19 protein-coding genes are annotated in these 19,789 nt (G+C 62.2%); 9 read left to right on the forward strand and 10 right to left on the reverse strand.

The annotated features are described in order from the left end of the window. Nucleotides 1-9: 9 nt before the first annotated feature. The 3 genes from JH15_RS07095 to JH15_RS07105 all read right to left on the reverse strand — a co-directional run bounded on the left by JH15_RS07095 (nucleotide 10) and on the right by JH15_RS07105 (nucleotide 3,159). Nucleotides 10-783, reverse strand: a complete 774-nt coding sequence (locus JH15_RS07095; RefSeq protein ID WP_043528349.1) for a CoA-transferase subunit beta — start codon at nucleotides 781-783, stop codon at nucleotides 10-12. Further along, a complete protein-coding gene (locus JH15_RS07100) occupies nucleotides 783-1,613 on the reverse strand; it encodes a CoA transferase subunit A (RefSeq protein WP_043528351.1) in 831 nt (276 codons plus the stop codon). Before JH15_RS07100 ends, JH15_RS07095 begins: the two co-directional genes overlap by 1 nt. 208 nt (nucleotides 1,614-1,821) lie before the next feature. Continuing rightward, nucleotides 1,822-3,159 (reverse strand): class-II fumarase/aspartase family protein, encoded by a 1,338-nt coding sequence (locus JH15_RS07105; protein ID WP_043528354.1) that lies wholly within the window; start codon nucleotides 3,157-3,159, stop codon nucleotides 1,822-1,824. A gap of 110 nt (nucleotides 3,160-3,269) precedes the next feature. Here JH15_RS07105 and JH15_RS07110 point away from each other — a divergent pair, with 110 nt between their 5' ends. Both JH15_RS07110 and JH15_RS07115 read left to right on the forward strand, forming a co-directional pair. Beyond that, nucleotides 3,270-4,061 (forward strand): IclR family transcriptional regulator domain-containing protein, encoded by a 792-nt coding sequence (locus JH15_RS07110; protein WP_043528356.1) that lies wholly within the window; start codon nucleotides 3,270-3,272, stop codon nucleotides 4,059-4,061. A 105-nt stretch (nucleotides 4,062-4,166) separates the two neighbouring features. Next, entirely contained in the window at nucleotides 4,167-5,120 is a 954-nt protein-coding gene (locus tag JH15_RS07115; RefSeq protein ID WP_043528358.1) for an AEC family transporter, read from the forward strand. Between the two features lie 13 nt (nucleotides 5,121-5,133). Here JH15_RS07115 and aroQ read toward each other — a convergent pair whose 3' ends face one another. The 6 genes from aroQ to trmB all read right to left on the reverse strand — a co-directional run bounded on the left by aroQ (nucleotide 5,134) and on the right by trmB (nucleotide 11,731). Next, entirely contained in the window at nucleotides 5,134-5,586 is a 453-nt protein-coding gene (aroQ, locus tag JH15_RS07120; RefSeq protein ID WP_043528361.1) for a type II 3-dehydroquinate dehydratase, read from the reverse strand. A gap of 29 nt (nucleotides 5,587-5,615) precedes the next feature. Beyond that, nucleotides 5,616-8,627 (reverse strand): bifunctional [glutamate--ammonia ligase]-adenylyl-L-tyrosine phosphorylase/[glutamate--ammonia-ligase] adenylyltransferase, encoded by a 3,012-nt coding sequence (gene glnE, locus JH15_RS07125; protein ID WP_043528363.1) that lies wholly within the window; start codon nucleotides 8,625-8,627, stop codon nucleotides 5,616-5,618. 66 nt (nucleotides 8,628-8,693) lie between these two features. Continuing rightward, nucleotides 8,694-9,065 carry a diacylglycerol kinase gene (locus tag JH15_RS07130; protein ID WP_043528365.1) on the reverse strand — a complete coding sequence of 124 codons (372 nt, stop codon included), beginning with the start codon at nucleotides 9,063-9,065 and terminating at the stop codon, nucleotides 8,694-8,696. Nucleotides 9,066-9,202: 137 nt separating this feature from the next. Then, entirely contained in the window at nucleotides 9,203-10,630 is a 1,428-nt protein-coding gene (gene dacB, locus JH15_RS07135) for a D-alanyl-D-alanine carboxypeptidase/D-alanyl-D-alanine endopeptidase (protein ID WP_043528368.1), read from the reverse strand. A 68-nt stretch (nucleotides 10,631-10,698) separates the two neighbouring features. Continuing rightward, the gene (locus JH15_RS07140) at nucleotides 10,699-11,028 is read right to left on the reverse strand and encodes a DMT family transporter (protein ID WP_043528371.1); all 330 of its coding nucleotides are present in this window, start codon (nucleotides 11,026-11,028) and stop codon (nucleotides 10,699-10,701) included. 16 nt (nucleotides 11,029-11,044) lie between these two features. Further along, on the reverse strand, nucleotides 11,045-11,731 hold the full coding sequence (trmB, locus tag JH15_RS07145) for a tRNA (guanine(46)-N(7))-methyltransferase TrmB (RefSeq protein ID WP_043528374.1): 687 nt from the start codon (nucleotides 11,729-11,731) through the stop codon (nucleotides 11,045-11,047). Between the two features lie 357 nt (nucleotides 11,732-12,088). On the opposite strand from trmB, the gene JH15_RS07150 reads away from it, so the two are divergent. From JH15_RS07150 to JH15_RS07170, 5 genes are all read left to right on the forward strand, one after another. Further along, complete coding sequence (locus tag JH15_RS07150) at nucleotides 12,089-13,972, forward strand: beta-ketoacyl synthase (RefSeq protein WP_043528994.1); 1,884 nt, start codon at nucleotides 12,089-12,091, stop codon at nucleotides 13,970-13,972. Between the two features lie 117 nt (nucleotides 13,973-14,089). Then, the gene (gene coaD / locus JH15_RS07155) at nucleotides 14,090-14,587 is read left to right on the forward strand and encodes a pantetheine-phosphate adenylyltransferase (RefSeq protein WP_043528376.1); all 498 of its coding nucleotides are present in this window, start codon (nucleotides 14,090-14,092) and stop codon (nucleotides 14,585-14,587) included. A 34-nt stretch (nucleotides 14,588-14,621) separates the two neighbouring features. Next, a complete protein-coding gene (locus JH15_RS07160; protein ID WP_043528379.1) occupies nucleotides 14,622-14,870 on the forward strand; it encodes a YfhL family 4Fe-4S dicluster ferredoxin in 249 nt (82 codons plus the stop codon). 108 nt (nucleotides 14,871-14,978) lie between these two features. Then, nucleotides 14,979-16,307, forward strand: coding sequence for an MATE family efflux transporter (locus tag JH15_RS07165; RefSeq protein ID WP_043528381.1), 1,329 nt, complete (start codon nucleotides 14,979-14,981; stop codon nucleotides 16,305-16,307). Nucleotides 16,308-16,377: 70 nt separating this feature from the next. Next, nucleotides 16,378-17,688 (forward strand): short-chain fatty acid transporter, encoded by a 1,311-nt coding sequence (locus tag JH15_RS07170; protein ID WP_043528383.1) that lies wholly within the window; start codon nucleotides 16,378-16,380, stop codon nucleotides 17,686-17,688. A 54-nt stretch (nucleotides 17,689-17,742) separates the two neighbouring features. On the opposite strand, the gene JH15_RS07175 is transcribed toward JH15_RS07170, so the two are convergent. After that, nucleotides 17,743-18,036, reverse strand: coding sequence for a hypothetical protein (locus JH15_RS07175; RefSeq protein ID WP_043528385.1), 294 nt, complete (start codon nucleotides 18,034-18,036; stop codon nucleotides 17,743-17,745). A gap of 146 nt (nucleotides 18,037-18,182) precedes the next feature. On the opposite strand from JH15_RS07175, the gene JH15_RS07180 reads away from it, so the two are divergent. After that, nucleotides 18,183-18,710: an acyl-CoA thioesterase gene (locus JH15_RS07180; RefSeq protein ID WP_043528387.1), complete on the forward strand. Its 528-nt coding sequence runs from the start codon at nucleotides 18,183-18,185 to the stop codon at nucleotides 18,708-18,710. Nucleotides 18,711-18,763: 53 nt separating this feature from the next. Beyond that, a complete protein-coding gene (locus tag JH15_RS07185) occupies nucleotides 18,764-19,774 on the forward strand; it encodes an ion transporter (protein WP_043528390.1) in 1,011 nt (336 codons plus the stop codon). Nucleotides 19,775-19,789 lie beyond the last annotated feature (15 nt).

A 19,789-nucleotide genomic window follows, 5' to 3' on the forward strand; every position in this document is an offset into this window, starting at 1 on the left:
GGCTCTCCTTCACTCACCTGAATGTTTACGCTCGGTTCGCGCCTTTAACTCACGCAGCACGTCGAGTTCACGCGCATTGGGCTCGGGCGTGGTTTCCAGCGTGTCGGCAAAACGAATCTCCCAACCGGTCGCCTCGATCACGTCCTCGCGGCTGACGTTGGGGTGCAGCGAGACGACCACCAGCTCTTTCGTTTCGGGGTCGGGCTTCATGACGCACAGGTCGGTAATCACCCGCGTCGGGCCCTGGCCGATGTTGGGCACGCCGTCGCGGCCCTTGCCGTCACGCCCGAAGCCCAGCGTAGTCACGAAGTCGACATCCTTCACGAAGGTGCGCTTGGAGTGCTTCAGGGTAATGAAGACTTCACCGGCGTTGGTGGCGATCTCGGGCGCCCCGCCGCCGCCCGGCAGGCGGACCTTGGGCGATTGGTAATCGCCGATCAGGGTGGTGTTGAGGTTGCAGTAGCGGTCGATCTGCGCGGTGCCGAGAAAGCCCACGTCGACCTTGCCGCCCTGCAGCCAGTAGCGGAACATTTCGGGCACCGAGACGGTGGTCAACGCCGACTCGCAGAGTTCGCCATCGCCAATGGAGAGCGGCAATACGTCGGGCTTGGTCTGCAGAGTGCCGGACTCGTAGATCAGCACCACGTCGGGGGCGTGGGTCAGGCGCGCCAGGTTGGCGGCCTCACTGGGCAGGCCGATACCCACGAAGCAGGTCATGCCGTTTTCCAGCGCGCGCGCGGCCGTGACGGTCATCATTTCCGCCGAGGTGTATTCGAGACTCATCAGGACTGCCCCCCTGCGTTGTAGATGTGCTCATCGAGCCAGGCCGTGAAGGTGTCGCGGTCGCGGGCGATGGTGTCCCACTCCTTGTAGAAGCGATTGCTGCGCGGATAGTAGCCGTGGGCATAGGACGGGTAGGCGCCGTTCTCGGCCACGGCGATGGCCGTGATGGCCCAGCCGGGGATGATGCAGGCGTTGGGGTGATAATCGGCCTGGGCCGTCAGGTCGTCGACGATTTCCTCGACCGTGACGATGCTCTTCTTTGCCGCCAGTACGGCTTCCTTCTGCACCCCGATGATGCCTTCCACCAGCACGTTGCCCGCCCTGTCGGCTTTCTGGGCATGCACGATGGAGACGTCCGGGCGCACCGAGGGCACCGCGGCAAGGCGCTCGCCGGTGAACGGGCACTCGATGAACTTGATCTGATCGTTGACGCTGGGCAACTCGCTGCCCACGTAGCCGCGCAGCACGGCCAGCGGCAGACCGGCCGCACCGGCCTCGAAGGCACACGCCATGGCAGCGTGACTATGCTCGAGAATCTCGACCTTGTGCGGCCAGCCCTTCTCGACCGCGTCGCGCAGGCGGTGTAGCGAGCCGACGCCGGGGTTGCCGCCCCAGGAAAAGATCACCTTCCTGGCACAGCCGGCCCCGATCATCTGGTCATAGACGATGTCGGGTGTCATGCGGATCAGGGTCAGGCCACGCTTGCCCTGACGGATCACTTCATGCCCCGCCGCAAAGGGAATCAGGTGGGTAAAGCCTTCCATGGCTACGGTGGCGCCGTCCTCGACGTAGCGTGCCACCGCATCATGCAAGCTGAGAAACTCGGCCATGATGGTTCGCCTCTTTGGGTCAGTCGTACGCTCACCAGTCCGACGGCGCCTCATCGCGAGTTCAGCGCACGTTATGTTCGCCTAGTGAACATAGGTTTGTAATACGAACAAAATAAAACCCAAGCGGATCGTCCGTCAAACGCACAAAAAAAGGGAAGGCTGGGCCTTCCCTAGAAGAGAAAAACGCTATGTCTTTAAATACAGGCGCTTAAACTGAAGTAAGCCATTGAGCGGCTCGTGTGACCTGCTGCCGACTACTACCAATGTATAAGCCTGGATCGGCCGCCTCGGCCAACGCATCGGGGCTGACCCTGCCTTTGACGTCAGCATGTTCGGCCAGGACATCGCTATAGGGCCGGCCTGTGTGCCGTGCCGCTTCAGCCGCCTCGGCACTGACGCGCTTGGCGGCGTCTTGTCCCATGATCGGCGCCAGCAGGCGCGAAACCGGCTCGGCCATGATCGCCCCCCCGGTAATGGCAAGATTGCGCCGCATGGCCTCGGGATGGACCTCGATTCCCTCGAACAGTACCGCCAGTTGCTCCAACGCCCCTTCCAGCAAGAGTGCGCTATCAACCAGCGGCGCCCATTCGGCGTGCCATTCACCCAGGCCTCGCTCCAAGGGTTGGGCGGCGGCATTAAGAATGACCGTGGTATGGGCGTGGATCTGCCGACAGGCACCGCGGATCAGCGCACAGCGCACCGGGTTGCGCTTGTGGGGCATGGATGACGATTCGCCCATGCCCTCGCCACCCGGTTCACTCACTTCGCCCACCTCCGTCTGGGTGAGCAGCGAGACGTCGAGCGCTACCTTTTCAGCTGCCCCGGCCACCGCATCCAGCCCGGTGGCTAGGGCATGAACGGGCTGGCGATCGGTATGCCATGGCAGCACCGGCGCGGTGAGCCCAAGACGCTCAGCCAGGGCATCCATGAAATCTAGCCCTTGAGATTCCCAGCCGGAGTGCACACCCACGGCGCCACCGAACTGTACCGGAAGGCCATGCTCGACCAGCGGTGCCAGGCGACGGCGCGACTGCTCGAGCCCCAACGCCCAATGCGCTACCTTGACACCAAAGGTGATCGGCAGGGCCTGTTGCATTAAGGTACGACCGACCATGACTGTCGCAGCGTGGTCCTTCATCAAGGGGATGGCGGCGTCCCGGCAGCGTGATAGCAACGCATCGATACGTATCAGACGCGGCTTGATGAGCAGCATCAGGGCGCTATCGAGCACGTCCTGGCTGGTGGCGCCTTGGTGCCAGTAACGCTTGAGCGTATCGGGCAGCGCGGCACGGCCTTGCTTGACGAAGGGAATCGCAGCGTTGCCTCCGCTAGCGACCCCTTGGGCAATCGCAGACATATCGAAGACATGAGCCGTGAGCCGCTCGGCCATGGCGCTGGCGGTTCCCGCCGGCAGGGCGCCATGGGCTTCCTGGACCTCGGCCAGGGCCAGCTCGAAACTCAGCATCGCCTCGACCATGGCGTCAGCGTTACAGTCGCTGAGTGCGGCCTGACTCATGAAGGGATGCTGAATAAAAGTGGCTGGCATGGCGACGTCTCCCGGTGACCTGCGTCAATAGTCGTACACGTGTTCGCAATTCGAACACTATGCTAGATTGGGGCCGTCGAAACTTGCAACTCGATCAGGACACCGAGCGAATGGACGCACAACACCAGGACGACACTCTTTCACCGGACGATCGCGATTTCGTCACGGCCCTTGCCAGCGGGCTGGAAGTCATCCTGGCCTTCGACAATACTCACCCGCGCATGACCTTGAGCGAAGTGGCAGCGCGCACCGGCATGAACCGTGCCCGGGCCCGACGCTTCCTCCTGACACTGCATGCGCTGGGCTACGTTCGCAAACAAGGCCGATCGTTCGAATTGGCCCCCAAGGTCCTGCAGCTCGGTTACTCGTTTCTGTCGGCCAATGACTACCGCGGCGTTATCCAGCAGTACCTGGAAGATATCACCGAAGAGAGCGGCGAATCGTCCTCACTGGGCGTGCTGGATGGCGACGAGGTCACCTACGTGGCCCGTTCCGCCGCCAAGCATCGCCTGATGGCCATTACACTCTCGGTGGGCACGCGCTTGCCGGCTGCACATACCTCCATGGGCCGGGTGCTGCTTGCACAATTATCGGATGACGAGATCGAGGGCTATCTGGCCCGAGTCGAGCTCAAGCCCTATACCGAAAAGACCGTAACCGACAGGAGCGAATTACGTGAGCGTATCCTCAAGGTTCGCCAGCAGGGCTACGCCATTTCCGACCAGGAGCTGGATTCGGGGTTGCGCTCGCTCGCGGTGCCTGCCTTCGATGGCAATGGCCGCTTGCTCGGTGCGATCAACATTAGCACCAATGCGGCTCGGATCGATCTCGATACGTTGACGCGCACCTTCCTGCCTCTATTGCAGGAGAAGGCTCGGCTAATCCAGACCCACGTAAGCTGAGCGATGCCATTGGATGGAACGGAGACGGGGCCACACCCCATCGGGTCGTTCGCATATAGAACGTTCATACGACAGCGAGACGTTCGATACGCAAAAGGATAAGGCGTGCTCGAGATATTCGGCATTACCCTACCGCTATTCCTGTTGATCGGTATCGGCTACCTGACCGTACATGCCCGCATCATCGACAAGCCCCAGGTCAGGGGGATCGGCGTGTTCGTCATGCACTGCGCCCTGCCCGCGCTGATCATTCGCGCCCTGATAAGCCGGCCTCTGGAAGAAACCTTCAACCTGGTTTATGTGTTGGCCTACGGTGTGGGGTCGCTGATCGTGTTCCTCGGAGGGCTCGCCATGGCGCGCCTCTACCGGCGCCAGCCACTCGATGCCAGTGCGCTCTATGCCCTGGGCATGGCAGCGGCCAACAGCGGCTTCGTCGGCTACCCGGTCGCGGCGATGGTACTGGGTTCTTCCGCGGTCATCGCCATGGCGCTCAACATGCTGATCGAGAACCTGCTGATCATCCCGCTCGCGCTCGCCCTGGCGGAAGCCAGCAACCAGCGCGGTGCCAAGCTACGGACGATCATCGCCCGTTCGGCACGCCAACTGATTCGCAACCCGATCATCATCGCCATCCTGTTCGGTACGACCTTGGCCATCAGCGGCATCGAACTGCCCTCGCCGCTGTTCAAAGTCATAGACATGCTGGCTTCGGCGGCCCCGCCCACGGCCCTGTTCGTAATTGGTGGCACGCTCTACGGTCTCAGGGCCCGCGGCATGGCTGGCGAGGTCAGCCAAATCACCTTCGGCAAACTGGTCATCCACCCGCTGGCGGTGTTGGCCATGTTCCTGTTGCTGCCGGAGACCGATCCGGTGCTGACCGCCGCGGGTGTGCTGTTCGCCTGCGCGCCGATGCTTAGCGTGTATCCGATCTTCGGCCAACGCTACAACCTGGGCGAGATCACGGCAGCGACGCTGATGGTGACCACCCTGCTCTCGTTCGCGACCATGAGCATCGCCGTGTGGGCGCTACAGGGAAGCGGTCTCTTCGCCTTTTCTTGACCATGCCGGCAGCTCACGCCCGGACCGCGGTGGCCTTGATCAAGGCGTCCAGCGCCGCCAGGTATCCTTGACTGCCCAGACCGGCGATCACCCCATCGGCACGTAGCGATACGTAGGAGTGGTGGCGAAAACGCTCACGCTTGTGAACGTTGGAAAGATGGACCTCGATGACCTTGCCATCGAAGGCACTGAGTGCATCGAGAATGGCGACCGAGGTGTGCGTATAGGCAGCGGGATTGATAATGATCGCTTGTGTGCCATCCTGTCGCGCCGCATGAATGGCATCGATCAGCTCGCCCTCGTGATTGCTCTGCAGTGCCCGGATATCCCAGCCATTGATCGCAGCTCGCTCGTAAAGAGCATTGTTGATGTCGTTAAGCGTTTCATGGCCATAGATTTCCGGTTGCCGGGTGCCCAATAAATTGAGGTTGGGGCCGTGCAACACCAGGACTTTACCTGCGCTCATCCAGTATCTCCTCGCGGTACTATCATTAATTACTGTTTCAGACACCTTTCCCACAGCGCACTGACGTAGCGCCGATACTCCTCGTAGTCGCCCGCCTCATCCCGCGCGGGCTGCTTGGTCAGGGCGGCACGGTGCGAGGCGTTACGGTAGGCCAAATAGGCCTCACGCAAGTGACGGCAATCCTCTGCCGGCAGGTGGCCGCTGGCTTCCAACGTCTCGAGGATACGCATGTTATCACTCCATTCGAGCAGCTCAGGCGCCTCGTGCCCCATGGCCAGGACGGCAAATTGGCACAGGAACTCGATATCCACCATGCCGCCGGCATCCTGCTTGATGTCGAAGCGCCCTTCGCGCTGATCCGTTGCGCTGCTGCCCAGGTGATCGCGCATCTTGCGACGCATCTTGACGACTTCGTCACGCAGTTCCTGCTTGTCCCGCGCACGCCCGAGTATCTCGCGCCGCACCTCATCGAAACGCACCGCCAAGGCGTCATGCCCCGCCACGGCCCGCGCGCGTACCAGCGCCTGGTGCTCCCAGGTCCAGGCGTGCTGACGCTGATAGTCGGCAAAGCTATCCAGTGAGGTCACCAGCAACCCGGAGTTGCCCGACGGACGCAGGCGCATGTCGACCTCATACAAGGCGCCTGCCGGGGTCACCGTGGTCAGCAGGTGAATGATGCGTTGACCCAGCCGGGTGAAGAACACGGCGTTGTCGATGGGTCGCTTGCCGTCGGTGCTCCCCTGGGAATCGGCATCATGGAGGAAGACCAGATCGAGATCCGAGCCGTAACCGAGCTCGATCCCGCCGAGCTTGCCATAGCCGACGACGATGAAGTGGGCATCTCGGTCCTGGCCTCCCTGGCGCTGGGGATAGCCGTGCTTATGCACCATGTGCTTCCAGGCCATGGCCAAGACCTGCTCGAGCACCACCTCGGCAATGAAGGTCAGGAAGTCGCTGACCTTCATCAACGGCCGTGCCCCGGCAATATCCGAGGCCGCCACATGCAGCACCTGGGCGTGCTTGAAGATGCGCAGCGCCTCGAGCTGGGCTTCCTCGTCCTCTTCGGGGATGCGGGCGAGGGCCTGGCGCAATTCGTCGGCCAGACGCGCCTTGTCGGCGGGCGAATAAAGCGTCGCCGGGGTCAGCAATTCATCGAGCAGCACCGGGTGGCGGGCCAACTGCTCGGCAATCCAGGGGCTGGCACCGCAGAGTCGCATCAGGTGATCGAGCGCATCGGGATTCTCACGCAACAGGGCCAGGTAGGCCGTTCGCCGCAGCACTGCCTCGATCAAGGGCAAGACACGCTCAAGGGCCATATCGGGGTCTTCGCTGTCAGAGACGGCCGTCAACAGCATGGGCATCAGGGCATCCAGGCGCTCGTAGCCGATACGCTGCATGCTCTGCACCTGGCGGGATTGGCGCAGGGAGGCCAGGCGCCGGGCGGCGCGCTCGGGATCGGCGAACCCACCGCGCGCCAGCATGTCGAGCGTCTCGTTTTCGGTTTCTCCCTGCGGCCCCTTGTCCGTCAAATCGCCTCGCCACAAGGCGCGCCACTCATCGAGCGTGAAGCCTCCCTCGGCCCCGCCCGTAGCATGCTCGGGAGAAGCCTCGATTTCCTCTTCCGGATCGGCGATCACAGCATCGAAGTGCTGGCGTACCTGCTCACGCACCTCGGCCAGGCGCGCCATCACCGCGGGCCAATCTTCCATGCCGATTGCCAGTGCCACGCGTTCGCGTTCGCTGTCGTCGCGGGGCAGGGTCTGGGTCTGACGATCCTCGAGTGCCTGCAGCGCATGCTCCAGATCGCGCAGGAAGGCATAGGCCGGCAGCAATTCATCGACGACGGCCTGGGGCACCAGGCCCAGCGAAGGCAAGCGCTCGAGGGCCGTCTTGAGCGAGGTGACCTGGAGCTCGGTGTCGCGCCCCCCTCGAATCAACTGGAAGGCCTGGACCACGAACTCGACTTCGCGAATGCCGCCAGAGCCAAGCTTGATGTTGTCATCCATGCCCTTGCGCTTGACCTCGCGATTGATCAACGACTTCATCTCACGCAGGGATTCGATCGCGCCAAAATCAAGATACTTGCGATACACGAAGGGACGCAGGCTGGCCAGCAGTTCGCGGCCGGCATCGAGATCGCCGGCGACCGGGCGCGCCTTGAGCATGGCATAGCGCTCCCATTCCCGGCCCTGGTCCTGATAGTAGCTGGCCAGCATGTTGAAGCTGCCGACCAGGGGCCCGCCATCGCCGAGCGGACGCAGGCGCATGTCGACGCGAAAGGCAAAGCCCTCGGCAGTCACGGCATCCAGCGCCGCAATCAGCTTCTGCCCCAGCTTGGTGAAATATTCCTGATGATCGAATTCGCGCTTGCCGTCCTGCGTGGTGCCCTTTTCGGGAAAGGCAAAGATCAGGTCGATATCCGAGGAGAGGTTGAGCTCGCCCGCGCCCAGCTTGCCCATGCCCAGCACCACCAGGCGCTGTGGCGAGCCATCGGCACGCGGCGCGGGGCGCCCCCAGCGTGGGGCTAAGTGCGATTCGAGCCAACCCAGCGCCCCTTCGAGGCACACCTCGGCCAATTGCGAGACGCTGGCGGCGGTTTGCCAAATGTCGCTTCCCGCCGGTCGATTCAAGTCTCGCCAGATGATGCCCAGCATTCGGGCACGGCGAAACCGACGCAGAGTCGCTTGCAGGCCTGTCTCGTCATCGACCGACTGCAGCGCGTCGGCAAGCCATTCGCCCATGGCGTCCCTGGAGGGGCGCGCGTCCAGTTCACCGGCGGCATCGAGATCGGCAAGCCAATGCGGATAGCGTGTCAATGTCTCGGCAGCGTACTCGGAGATCACCGCCACCCGCGCCAGCTGCTCGCGGCGCGTTGACGACAAGGCCTGCCAGCGCTCTCCCGGAGGCTCCGATTCCTGCCGTGCGGCGCGTCGGTCCGCCTGTGCCAAGGCCTCGTCGAGGCGCTCCTTGAGCGTTGCCAGCCCCTGATGCAGGACAGGGGGAATAACGCGTTGCGGCAGGAAGTCGTCGGGTAGCGCCATGGGCCTCTCACGGGTCGTGAATGTTCAGGCCTTCAGCATAGCGAAGGGGATCGTCGGTGGGCAGCGTCAGGACAAAAAACGCTGCCAGGCCAGCAGTCCCCAGGTCAGCCCCGCGATCAATAAAGTGAGCATGACGGCAGCCGAACTGATGTCCTTGGCGCGTCCGGACAGTTCATGGTGTTCGGGGCCGATACGGTCGACGGCGTTCTCAATCGCGCTGTTGAGTAGCTCGACGATCAACACCAGCATGCAACTCCCCACCAGCAGGATCCATTCAATCGGGGTTCGCCCCAGCCAGATCGCCAATGGCAACAGGACCAGGCACAGCCCCACTTCCTGGCGAAAGGCGGTTTCATTGTGAAAGGCCGCCCGTAAGCCCTTGAGCGAATAGTGCGTCGAATAGAGCAGATGGCGCCAACCGGTGTGCCCGTGTTTCATCGAGATGTCCTGGTGGGATGTCCTGGTAGAGGGTTGCCGTGTCCTTGCCGCAAGGATACCAAACTACCCGCAGCGGCAAGCATAGTCGCGCGTCACTGTGTCGTAGCGTGACACTGCGCCAAAAACTCGGCAGCCCACTAACGCGAGCGAATCATGGCCTCGAGGTCACGGGCGAGCGGATCGAGTACCTTGGTCCAGTTGAGATAGGGTGTCTGGCTGCTGCCGTTGACCAAAACCGAGAAAACACCCCAGCGGCCGCTCTCGGTCCGGAAGTAACCACCGACCGAGCGCACGGCAAAGGGCTGGTTGAGCGTACCGGTCTTGAGCATGACATGCTCCTGAAACGTGGAACTGCCGCGGCGAATGAAGCGCATCACGCCATTGGCCGGCGATTGAAGACCAGCCACGAAGCTGGGAAACAGCGCCGGCTGACGGTACATGTGCTCGAGCAGCGCATTGACCCCCTGAGCGGAGGTTCGGTTCTCGGTCGTCAAGCCACTCCCGCTGAGAAGCCGCAGCTCACCGTGTCCCGGCAATTTCTGAGCGAAGCCCTCCAGGGCCGCCCCGGCATCGATCAGCGAGGCCTGGGCCGTATCGGCCAGGTTGAGGCTCAATACATCGGCCATGAAATTGTTGGAGTGATTGAGCATGCGCATCAACACTTCCTGCAGCGGCTCACCATCCAGGGCAGCTAGCGTGCGGGCGTTGGCAGGAGGCTGGGTCACACTGACGCTATAACCTTGCGTTACGGCGACCCCGGCTTGCTCGAGGAGCGCCACCAGCGTCTCGGCGGTCTGAATCGCCGGGTCGGAGCTTGAGCGATAGACCGTCCGCGGGAAGGCATCCTGGGCAATCTGTCCCCGTACCACCATGACATCGCTGCCCGATTCGGTGACACGTTCGACATTGAGTTGGGTCTCGCTACCGCCCGCCGCGGTTGTCACGCGATTGGTCAGGCCGGTGGCGGGAATCACGGTATCGCAGCTCGACAGGCGGGCCGGGTCACCGACCTGACGCGCCGGAGCCACATTCAGGCACCAGTTGCCATGATTGACCCCCGCGGAGGTCAACTGAGCGCTGTAGGTGGTCGCCGTACGCGTACGTGCCTGGCAACGATCCTCGGTCATGCAATCGACCGGGCCGAAGCGCCACTGGCTAATGATCAGTTGTCCATCGATGCGCTCAACCCCCCGTTGGCGCAGCGTCTGCACCAATTGCCACAAGTCGCGCGAGTCGAGCGCCGGATCTCCTCCGCCTTCCAGCACCAGGTCGCCATGCAGCGTGCCATCGTCGGAAATCTCGCCCAGCGAGATCAGGCGCGTGGTAAACGTATGCTGAGGCCCCCAGCGATCGAGTGCCGCTGCGGCGATGTAAAGCTTCGACACCGAGGCGGGCGACAGCTGTCGTGCCGAATCGATTTCGCCCAGGACTTCGCCGTCGTCGAGCAGACGCGCCTGGGCGCCGATGGCAAAGCCTTGTTGGGTCAGGGTGGAGAGGTGGGTGAAACCTGCGCCAGAGACCGTCAGGGGCAACAGGCAGAACAGCAGGACCAGCAGACGCGGCATAACAACGAAAACCTTGAGCAAGAGTGAGCGTGTTCCTGACAGAATCGTCAGTGATGGATTGGACTTGGTCAGTGATGAGACATGGATGAGAAGGCCTGAATCACCACCACCCCGGCAACGATCAACCCCAGCCCGAGCATGGCCGGCAAATCGGGCTTTTCGCCATACACCACGACGCCGATCAGGGTGACCAGCACGATACCGAGCCCCGCCCAGAAGGCATAGGCGATGCCCACCGGCAACGACCGCAGCGCCAGGGTCAGCAGATAGAACGCCAGGGCATAGCCCACCACGACCACCACCGTGGGCCAGAAGCGGGTGAATTCCTGGGACGCCTTGAGCGCGCTGGTGGCGACCACTTCGGCGATAATCGCCAGGCCCAGATAGAAATAGGCCATATCGGCTCCTTGAGCGTCAGGGACGGGGAAACAGCCCCGGAGCGTAAGCCAAATCGGTCCGGCAACGCCAGAGCGATTGCCCACTGCGGTAATATTTGCGTTCGAACGGAGTCAATTCGTCCCCCTCGGGTACGAACGCCTCGACATCCACCGCCGCTCCGGTGGCCTGGGTCAGCGCCAGCGCGAACTCCTCCACATAAAGCCGCCAGTTGGAGCGCAACTCCAACTGCCCTCCCAAGGCAGGAATAACCGGAAATACCGGATGCCCCTGCCAACGCATCTTGAGGTGCGAGGATTTTGGATAAGGGTTGGGATAAAGCAGGAAATGCCGCGTGGGTCGCCAGCCCGCTTGCAGGGCAAGGCGCCAGAAATCGACGAGATCTGCACGCACCAGCAGGGCGTTGTCAGGCACCTCGCCATGCTCGCGGGTCAGCCGGCTGACGCTACGATCGATACCGATCACGGCATGGCCAGGGAACTGCCGGGCCAGGCTACGTGTCGACAACCCCACACCACAGCCTGAGTCGAGAATCAGCGGTGCCCTGATCGCCTGTAGCCAGGCATCGGCCCTTTCGAAGGCGTCGCGAGTATGTTCGGCGACCGGCTTGCGCAGCGGATACTGCAAGGCCCGTTGGACACGGCGGGCCAAGTCCTCATGTGGGCCAGTCTGGTTGGTCACGATGGAGCGCGAAACGACTTGCATGGATGACTCGGCACGGAACGGAAGAAAACCGCATCATACCAGCCAGGCGCCACGCCGACGGCAACAACGCAGGTGAAAACGGCAACGACGCCAGAAAGAAAAAAGGCGCGCCCTGAAAAGGGTGCGCCCAAACCAACTCGTATGACTCAAACAGCCGTTTCATGATAGCGCTGCAGGGCGCCGAATTCAAACACTCGTTTGCATAAAACCCTTTGGAAACACGGTCCTGCAGCCTGGTGGCTTGCATGACGCCGGGGGTTCACGGGTGATATCATTTGCCTCATTAGAAACGACCACTTGACTCGTCAAACAGCACACGAGGAACGCGGCTTGTCACAGTTACCGGTGATCGTCGGCATGGGTGGCGTCAACCCAGCCGGCAGAACCTCGGGGCACCAGGCCTATCGGCGTACCGTGCTCGACGCCCTGCACGAGGACGACCAGGCACGCACCCTGGTTGGACTGGCAGCCATGATGCGTCTGGCTACGCGCCAGGCGGATGGGTCATGGCATGACGCCAGCGGTGCGCCCCTGGACGCTTCGGCTATCGCCGAGAGATACCGTCAGCAGGTGCTCGACCACTCGCTGATTCGGCGCATCGAGGACCCTCGCTTCAACAGCGACGGGATTCCAGCAAACCGACAGGCCGAGCTGACCTTCGACGCACCGCAGACCTTCCGAATCCGTCGACGTCAGCTCCCCGACGCCCTGCCCGATACGTGGCAGGTGCGTGAATACGATCGCCAGACGCTCGAAGTCACCATTCCGGCCGGCCCGCTCGAGGTCATGCTGCCGGAACGGCGGCCAGCTCAGGTGCGAGCCGCCGGGCAACTTCCCAGTGGCTTCGAACCCAGCCGCCTGTACCGCAGCGTGCATCACCCCCGTGGTTTGTCCATGGCCGTGTTCGGTGCCTCGGATTGCCTGGGGCAGAGTGGCCTGGATTGGGAGGCCCTTCGCGATCGGCTCGATCCCGACCTGATCGCCGTCTATGCCGGCAACTCCATCGGCCAGATGGATGACGAGGGTTGGGGCGGATTGCTCAAGAGTTTCGCCTCGGGTAACCGCGCCACCTCCAAGCAGATGCCGCTGGGCTATGGCCAGATGCCGGCCGACTTCCTGAACGCCTATGTCCTGGGAAGCGTCGGTGCGACCGGCGCCGTTCAGGGGGCCTGCGCCAGTTTCCTTTACAATCTGCGCCTGGGTGTCGATGACATTGCCAGCGGTCGCCGCCGGGTGGTGATGGTCGGCACTTCGGATGCACCGATCACCCCCGAAATCATCGAGGGCTTTCGCGCCATGGGAGCGCTGGCCGATGACGACAGTCTCAAGGCCCTGGATGCCCTCACGCTGCTCACCGACGCCGATTACCAACGCGCCTGTCGCCCATTCGCGCGTAACTGCGGCTTCACCATCGCCGAAGCCAGCCAGTTCGTGCTGCTGATGGACGATGCCCTGGCGCTGGAAACCGGTGCCCAGGTACTTGGCTCCGTGCCGGGCGTCTTCGTCAATGCCGACGGCTGGAAGCGCTCGATCTCGGCGCCCGGCGTCGGTAATTACCTGACCCTTGGCAAGGCCGTTTCGCTGGCACGCGACATCCTTGGCGAACAGGCGCTACGCACCCGCACCTACCTGCATGCCCACGGTACCAGTACCCCCAAGAACCGTGTGACCGAATCGCATGTCTTCGACATGGTGGCACGGGCCCACGCGATCGAGGCCTGGCCGGTCGTGGCGGTCAAGGCTTACGTCGGCCACACCCAGGGCAGTGCCGCGGGCGATCAGTTGGCCAGCGCCCTGGGCAGTTTTGCCTACGGCTTATTGCCGGGCATTCATACCCTCGATGCCGTGGCCGATGACGTCTATGCGGAGCGATTGCACCTGTTCAAGGATACGCAGCGATTCACGGCGGATGCCGCGTTCATCAATGCCAAGGGCTTTGGCGGCAACAACGCAACGGGACTGGTTCTATCTCCGGAGGTCACGGAGCGACTGATGCTCAGGCGTCACGGGCAGGCCGCGATCGACGCCTGGAAGGAGCGTCGCGAAGCCATCCTGCAAGCCAGCCAGGCGTTTGAACGCGAAGCGGATGCCGGCCACTACCAGGCGATCTATCGCTTCGGTGAGGGTGTGCTCGAAGGCCCTGAGCTCGACATGAATACCGAGCGCCTCAGCATCCCTGGATACGGGCAGCCGGTGTCGTTGTCGGTGGCCAACCCCTTCGGGCGTGTGAACGACGACTGAACGTCAACAAGAGCGACGATCCGCCGCCCCACCCGCGATTGTCGCGCTCGAGGGCTTGGGGTACCCTAGTCGCCCCGGCTTTCGACCGGCCGTATTCCGCCCGCATAGGATGCACCCATGAATATCGTGGTCTATCCAGGCACCTTCGACCCCATTACCAAGGGGCATTTCGATCTGATCGAACGTGCTGCACGCATGTTCGACAAGGTCGTGGTGGCGGTAGCGGCCAGCCCCGGCAAGCGGCCAACCCTGTCGATTGAGGACCGTGTGGCGCTGGCAAAGGAGGTCATCGACGGTATCGACAATGTCGAAGTGACCGGGTTCAGTTGCCTCCTGACCGAGCTACTCGATCAGCAGGGCGCGCGTATCATCCTGCGCGGCCTGCGTGCGGTGTCGGATTTCGAATACGAGCTTCAGCTGGCCAATATGAACCGCGCCCAGGCTCCCCATGTCGAAAGCGTGTTCCTGACCCCAGCGGTCGAGAATTCCTATATATCTGCCACCATTGTGCGTGAGATTGCGCGACTGGGCGGCGATGTCAGCCGGCTCGTGCACCCCCGGGTCGCTGACGCGCTGCGCGCGCATTATGCCAAGGAAACGCCATCAGGCCAGTGATGGTCGACCACCACGCTGCCAGGAGTGAAAAGCCATGGCTCTGATGATCACCGATGAGTGTATCAACTGCGACGTCTGTGAGCCCGAGTGCCCCAACGGCGCCATTTCCGCCGGGGAGGAGATTTATGTCATCGATCCCAACCTGTGCACGGAATGCGTCGGCCATTATGACGAACCCCAGTGTCAGCAGGTCTGCCCGGTCGACTGCATTCCCCTCGACCCCGAACGGCCCGAGACACATGACCAGTTGATGGAGAAGTACACGCTCATCACGGCGGCGTGAGCCATCGTCATTACCGACTCCGCGTTGCCAAGCCCTTCCCCGCGAAGGGCTTTTTTATGTTACCCACGATCGCTATGCTGCCGATCGTTCATTTCATAGGCCGTTGACGTGTCCCTCTCCGAGCGTAACCCCGCCCAGCGTATCTGGCTCCTGGCCTGGCCGATCATCCTCTCCAATATCACCGTGCCGCTGCTGGGTCTGGTGGATACGGCCGTGGTAGGCCACCTGTCGGACTCGCGCTACCTGGCTGGGGTCACGCTGGGGGCCACCCTGTTCAGCTTTCTTTATTGGGGCTTCGGCTTTTTACGCATGGGCACCACGGGGTTGACCTCCCAGGCGGCCGGGCGCGAAAGCAACAGCGACGTTCGCAACCTGCTGGGGCAGGCGCTGATCATGGCAGTGGTCATCGGGGCGGCATTGATCCTGCTGTCGCGCCCCTTGATCGGCCTGGGGCTCTGGCTGCTCGACGGCAGTGAAGTCGCCACCGAACTGGCTGCAGAATATGCCAGCATTCGCATCCTCTCGGCCCCTGCGGTGCTCGCCAATTACGCGATCCTCGGCTGGTTCCTGGGACAGCAGAATTCCCGGGTCACGCTGGCCATCATGGTGCTGACCAATAGCGTGAACATCCTGCTCGACGTGCTGTTCGTGGTGGTGCTCGGCATGACCAGCGATGGCGTGGCGTGGGCGACGGTCATTGCGGACTATACGGCCCTGCTGGCCGGCCTGTGGCTGGTGTGTCGCCAATTAGGGCGGCTCGAGGGGCGCTTCCTGGGGGAGCGCCTGCTTCGGCTTGGTGCCTATCGCGAACTCTTTCAGGTCAATGCCCAGCTGTTTTTACGCACCCTGGGGCTGCTGTTTGCACTGGCTTTCTTCACGGCACAAGGGGCCAGCCAGGGCGATACGGTGCTCGCCGCCAACGCTGTTCTGCTGCAGTTCATCATGCTCGTCTCCTACGGTCTGGACGGTTTTGCGCATGCCGCCGAGGCGTTGACCGGCCGCGCCATTGGCGCACGCCAGTGGCAAGCCTTTGCCGACTCGGTGCGCGCTGCCGCGCGATTGTCGTTGGTCACGGCGGGGGCTGCGGCACTCGCCTTTGCCGTGGGCGGGGAGGCCTTGATCGCCCTGTTGACGGGATTGCCTGAAGTGCGTGCTACGGCCGGAACCTACCTACCGTGGATGGTGGCGCTTCCCCTGATCGCCGTATGGAGTTATCTGTTCGACGGGGTGTTCATCGGGGCCACGGCCACCCGCGAGATGCGCAATAGCGTGTTTGCCGGCCTCGCGGTCTATCTCCCCGCCTGGTGGTTGTTGCAGCCTCTGGGCAATCACGGCTTATGGCTTTCCTTCGTTCTCTTTACCCTGGTGCGCTCTGCCACGCTGAGCGCCTATTACTTGCATTACCGTCGTACGCGCTGGTCCGCGGCGCAGCGTTGACGAGCCTTACCGCACATAACTGATAAATGGACTAGCTTGAACGAAACGACAAACAACAAGCGACCTCGCCATGCTCAGATTGATCTCGCGCCCAGCCGTTAGGCTAGTCGAGCGCTACCTGCCCGATCCTTATATCTTCGTGCTGATTCTGACTGTGGTGGCCGCCGCAGCGGCCATCGGCATCGAGCGGCAAAGCCCCTTGGCCGTAATGCGCTACTGGGGGGATGGGTTCTGGAACCTGCTGACGTTCTCGATGCAGATGTTGCTGGTGCTGGTAACGGGCTTCATGCTCGCCAACACGCCACCGGTAAAGCAACTGCTACAACGCCTGGCCGCCCTGGCCGGTACCCCGGCCAGGGCGATCCTGCTGGTCAGCCTGGTGTCGCTGACGGCAAGCTGGATCAACTGGGGGTTCGGCCTGGTGGTGGGGGCGCTGTTCGCCAAGGAGCTGGCTCGTCTCGTACGTGTCGATTATCGGCTGCTGATTGCCAGCGCCTATTCCGGCTTCATTGTCTGGCATGGTGGCCTGGCGGGATCGATACCGCTGACGATCGCCACCGATGGCCACTTCACAGCCGACCGGATTGGCGTGATCGGTACCGGCGCCACCATCTTCTCGGGATTCAACCTGGCGATCGTCGCGTGTCTGTTCATCGTGGTGCCCCTGGTCAATCGCCTCATGCTTCCCAACGAGCGCGACAGTGTCTATGTCGACTCCAAGCTCCTCGACGATTCACCGCCATCCAGCGGGCGCATCACACGGCCGGCCGAATATCTCGAGAACACGCCCCTCCTGTCGTGGCTGGTCGGAATTCCTGCCCTGCTCTATCTATTGGATCATTTCGTGTTACGGGGCGGCGGCCTCAACCTGAACGTAGTCAACTTTCTGTTCCTGTCGCTCGCCATCGTCTTGCACCGCTCGCCACGCCGCTTGCTGGAAAGTCTGTATGAAGCGGTCAAGGGCGGGGCGGGTATCGTCATACAGTTCCCGTTCTATGCGGGGATCATGGCAATCATGGTCGAATCGGGCCTGGCCGAGACCCTTTCAGAGAACTTCGTCTCGTTTGCCACGGCTGAGACACTGCCCTTCTGGTCCTTCATCAGTGCCGGCGTGGTCAATATGTTCGTCCCCTCCGGTGGCGGCCAATGGGCGGTTCAGGCACCGGTCATGCTACCGGCTGCCGAAGCGCTGGGGGCCGATGTGGCACGCGTTGCCATGGGCGTGGCCTGGGGCGACGCCTGGACCAACCTGCTGCAACCCTTCTGGGCGCTGCCGGTCCTGGCGATCGCCGGGCTCAAGGCCAAGGACATCATGGGGTTCTGCCTGATCCAGCTTTTCATCACCGGCACGGTGATCGGGCTGCTATTGACCTATCTGTAGGCCATTGTTCATCAAAAGCGGCACCTGCCTGCCCAAGGCCCCTAACGGAGCCGATCAGTGCTTGTCGGGGGTGTAGCCAGGGGGGTCGCTTGCGGGAAACGATTCCGCACTCGCCTCGTCGGCGATGGCATCGTTTTCCCCGACGGGCGGTGCCGTCAGCATCTTTTCGGCATCGGTCACGATCAAGCGATCGTTTTCTGCCTCATCGAGCACGGAATACGGTACCCAGCGAAACGAGCCATCCGGCGCAACGAGTTGCGCGTACTTCTCGCCGAGGACATCGACCGTGCCGAGCATCTTTTGATCCGGGGTGAGTACCTCGACCCCGACCCGATATGCGGTTGCCATCTGTCTCTCCTCCTTGAATGCACGGATCATCTTAGTACACAGTACAGCACATTCCTCGGGCCTCTTGCCAAGTGCACCCGAACGTCCCATGGGCCACGAAAACATGTTACACCTATAGGCTATTTCCCCGGCGCGATGAAAACGCTATGACCCCAGACGACCTGCCCCGCCAGCATGAGCTTTCGATGACCGTCCTGATGACGCCGGACATGGCAAATTTCAGTGGCAAGGTTCACGGCGGGGCCATTCTCAAGAAACTCGATGAAGTCGCCTATGCCTGCGCCAGCCGCTATTCAGGCAGCTATGTCGTGACGCTATCGGTCGACCAGGTGCTGTTCAAGCAACCGATCCATGTCGGTGAACTGGTGACGTTCCTGGCATGCGTTAACCATGTGGGACGCTCTTCCATGGAAATCGGCATCAAGGTGGTTGCCGAGAACATTCAGGATAAAGTGATCCGTCATACCAATAGCTGTTATCTGACCATGGTGGCCATCAATGAAGCCGGCAAGCCGGCACTGGTTCCCCCGCTGCGGCTGGAAACGCCGTTGCAGGAGCTGCGCTTCGAGAAAGCCGCCCTGCGCAAGAAATTGCGCAAGGAAGCCGAGGAAGAGGCACGGCGTACCCATGAGGACTACTACGCGGAGCAGCGTCTCGGCCAGGGCAAGCCGTGAACCGCAGCGATCCTACGAGAGATGCGCCTAGTCGCGTGGCACAAGGAGGCGCCATGTCACCCTCACCGCGAACCCCCAATTCCCGCCTGGAGCGGCTTCATGTCGCCTGGGATCTTTTCATCATCGCGTTGGTCATCATCAACCTGTCATTGCTGCTGTTCGACAGTCTGTTCCTCGTTCCTCCGCTCAACAGCGCCTTCGAGGCGGTCGCCCCTGGCTTGCACGGCTTCTACGACCAGCAGATACACGCAAACTTCTTGCGCATCGACCTGGCGTTCGTTGCGATCTTCCTATTCGATGTACTGCTGGGCTGGGCCGTTGCCATCGCCGAGCGCCGCTACCATCGCTGGTTCTTCTATCCCTTCGTGCATTGGTACGACGTGCTGGGCTGCATCCCGCTAAGCGGATTCAGGCTCTTGCGCGTGTTGCGGGTAGTCACCCTGCTGTATCGCCTGCAACGCCTCGGCCTGATCGATGTGAAGCGCTGGTATATCGCCGGTTTCGTTGCCAAGTATTACGACATCCTGCTGGAAGAGCTCTCGGACCGCATCGCGCTGCGCATGCTGAGCACCGCCCAGGATCAGGTTCGCTCCAGCGAGTCGTTGTCCAGGCGCCTGGTCGATGATGTCATCATGCCCCGCAAGCAGCAGTTGATGCGCGAGATCACCGGGCGCATCGAAGAGATGGCGGGCAATGCCTATGCACGTAACCAGGGCGACCTGATGCGCTATGTCAGTGCCCTGGTCGGCCGTACTCTGGCCGAGAGTCGCGAGATTCAGCGGCTCAAACGTCTGCCCATGGGCGGACAAGTGGCATCGGCACTGGACGATACATTGAGTGATATTGCGTGCCGCCTGGTCCATGAAGCCGTGGAGGGTCTGCGCTCGCCCGAATTCAATACGCTGTTGGAGCGTGTCACGGATAGCGGATTCGATGCCTGGCTCCAGGTCGATAACCGTACCGACCGAATCACCGAGCACGTGCTGGTGGATATGCTCGAGGTCGTCAAGGAGCAGGTCGCCAGGCAGAACTGGAAGAAAAAGTATGCGGCTCCCGACCGCTGATGGTCGAGGATCGCC

The organism is Litchfieldella xinjiangensis (assembly GCF_000759345.1).
GTDB lineage: Bacteria > Pseudomonadota > Gammaproteobacteria > Pseudomonadales > Halomonadaceae > Litchfieldella_A > Litchfieldella_A xinjiangensis.

Excerpts from the sequence above, each read along its gene's own strand:
- JH15_RS07095 (WP_043528349.1), bottom strand. The coding sequence starts at position 783 with ATGAGTCTCGAATACACCTCGGCGGAAATGATGACCGTCACGGCCGCG.
- JH15_RS07100 (WP_043528351.1), bottom strand. The coding sequence starts at position 1,613 with ATGGCCGAGTTTCTCAGCTTGCATGATGCGGTGGCACGCTACGTCGAG.
- JH15_RS07105 (WP_043528354.1), bottom strand. The coding sequence starts at position 3,159 with ATGCCAGCCACTTTTATTCAGCATCCCTTCATGAGTCAGGCCGCACTC.
- JH15_RS07110 (WP_043528356.1), top strand. The coding sequence starts at position 3,270 with ATGGACGCACAACACCAGGACGACACTCTTTCACCGGACGATCGCGAT.
- aroQ (WP_043528361.1), bottom strand. The coding sequence starts at position 5,586 with ATGAGCGCAGGTAAAGTCCTGGTGTTGCACGGCCCCAACCTCAATTTA.
- glnE (WP_043528363.1), bottom strand. The coding sequence starts at position 8,627 with ATGGCGCTACCCGACGACTTCCTGCCGCAACGCGTTATTCCCCCTGTC.
- JH15_RS07130 (WP_043528365.1), bottom strand. The coding sequence starts at position 9,065 with ATGAAACACGGGCACACCGGTTGGCGCCATCTGCTCTATTCGACGCAC.
- dacB (WP_043528368.1), bottom strand. The coding sequence starts at position 10,630 with ATGCCGCGTCTGCTGGTCCTGCTGTTCTGCCTGTTGCCCCTGACGGTC.
- JH15_RS07140 (WP_043528371.1), bottom strand. The coding sequence starts at position 11,028 with ATGGCCTATTTCTATCTGGGCCTGGCGATTATCGCCGAAGTGGTCGCC.
- trmB (WP_043528374.1), bottom strand. The coding sequence starts at position 11,731 with ATGCAAGTCGTTTCGCGCTCCATCGTGACCAACCAGACTGGCCCACAT.
- JH15_RS07150 (WP_043528994.1), top strand. The coding sequence starts at position 12,089 with ATGGGTGGCGTCAACCCAGCCGGCAGAACCTCGGGGCACCAGGCCTAT.
- coaD (WP_043528376.1), top strand. The coding sequence starts at position 14,090 with ATGAATATCGTGGTCTATCCAGGCACCTTCGACCCCATTACCAAGGGG.
- JH15_RS07160 (WP_043528379.1), top strand. The coding sequence starts at position 14,622 with ATGGCTCTGATGATCACCGATGAGTGTATCAACTGCGACGTCTGTGAG.
- JH15_RS07170 (WP_043528383.1), top strand. The coding sequence starts at position 16,378 with ATGCTCAGATTGATCTCGCGCCCAGCCGTTAGGCTAGTCGAGCGCTAC.
- JH15_RS07175 (WP_043528385.1), bottom strand. The coding sequence starts at position 18,036 with ATGGCAACCGCATATCGGGTCGGGGTCGAGGTACTCACCCCGGATCAA.
- JH15_RS07180 (WP_043528387.1), top strand. The coding sequence starts at position 18,183 with ATGACCCCAGACGACCTGCCCCGCCAGCATGAGCTTTCGATGACCGTC.
- JH15_RS07185 (WP_043528390.1), top strand. The coding sequence starts at position 18,764 with ATGTCACCCTCACCGCGAACCCCCAATTCCCGCCTGGAGCGGCTTCAT.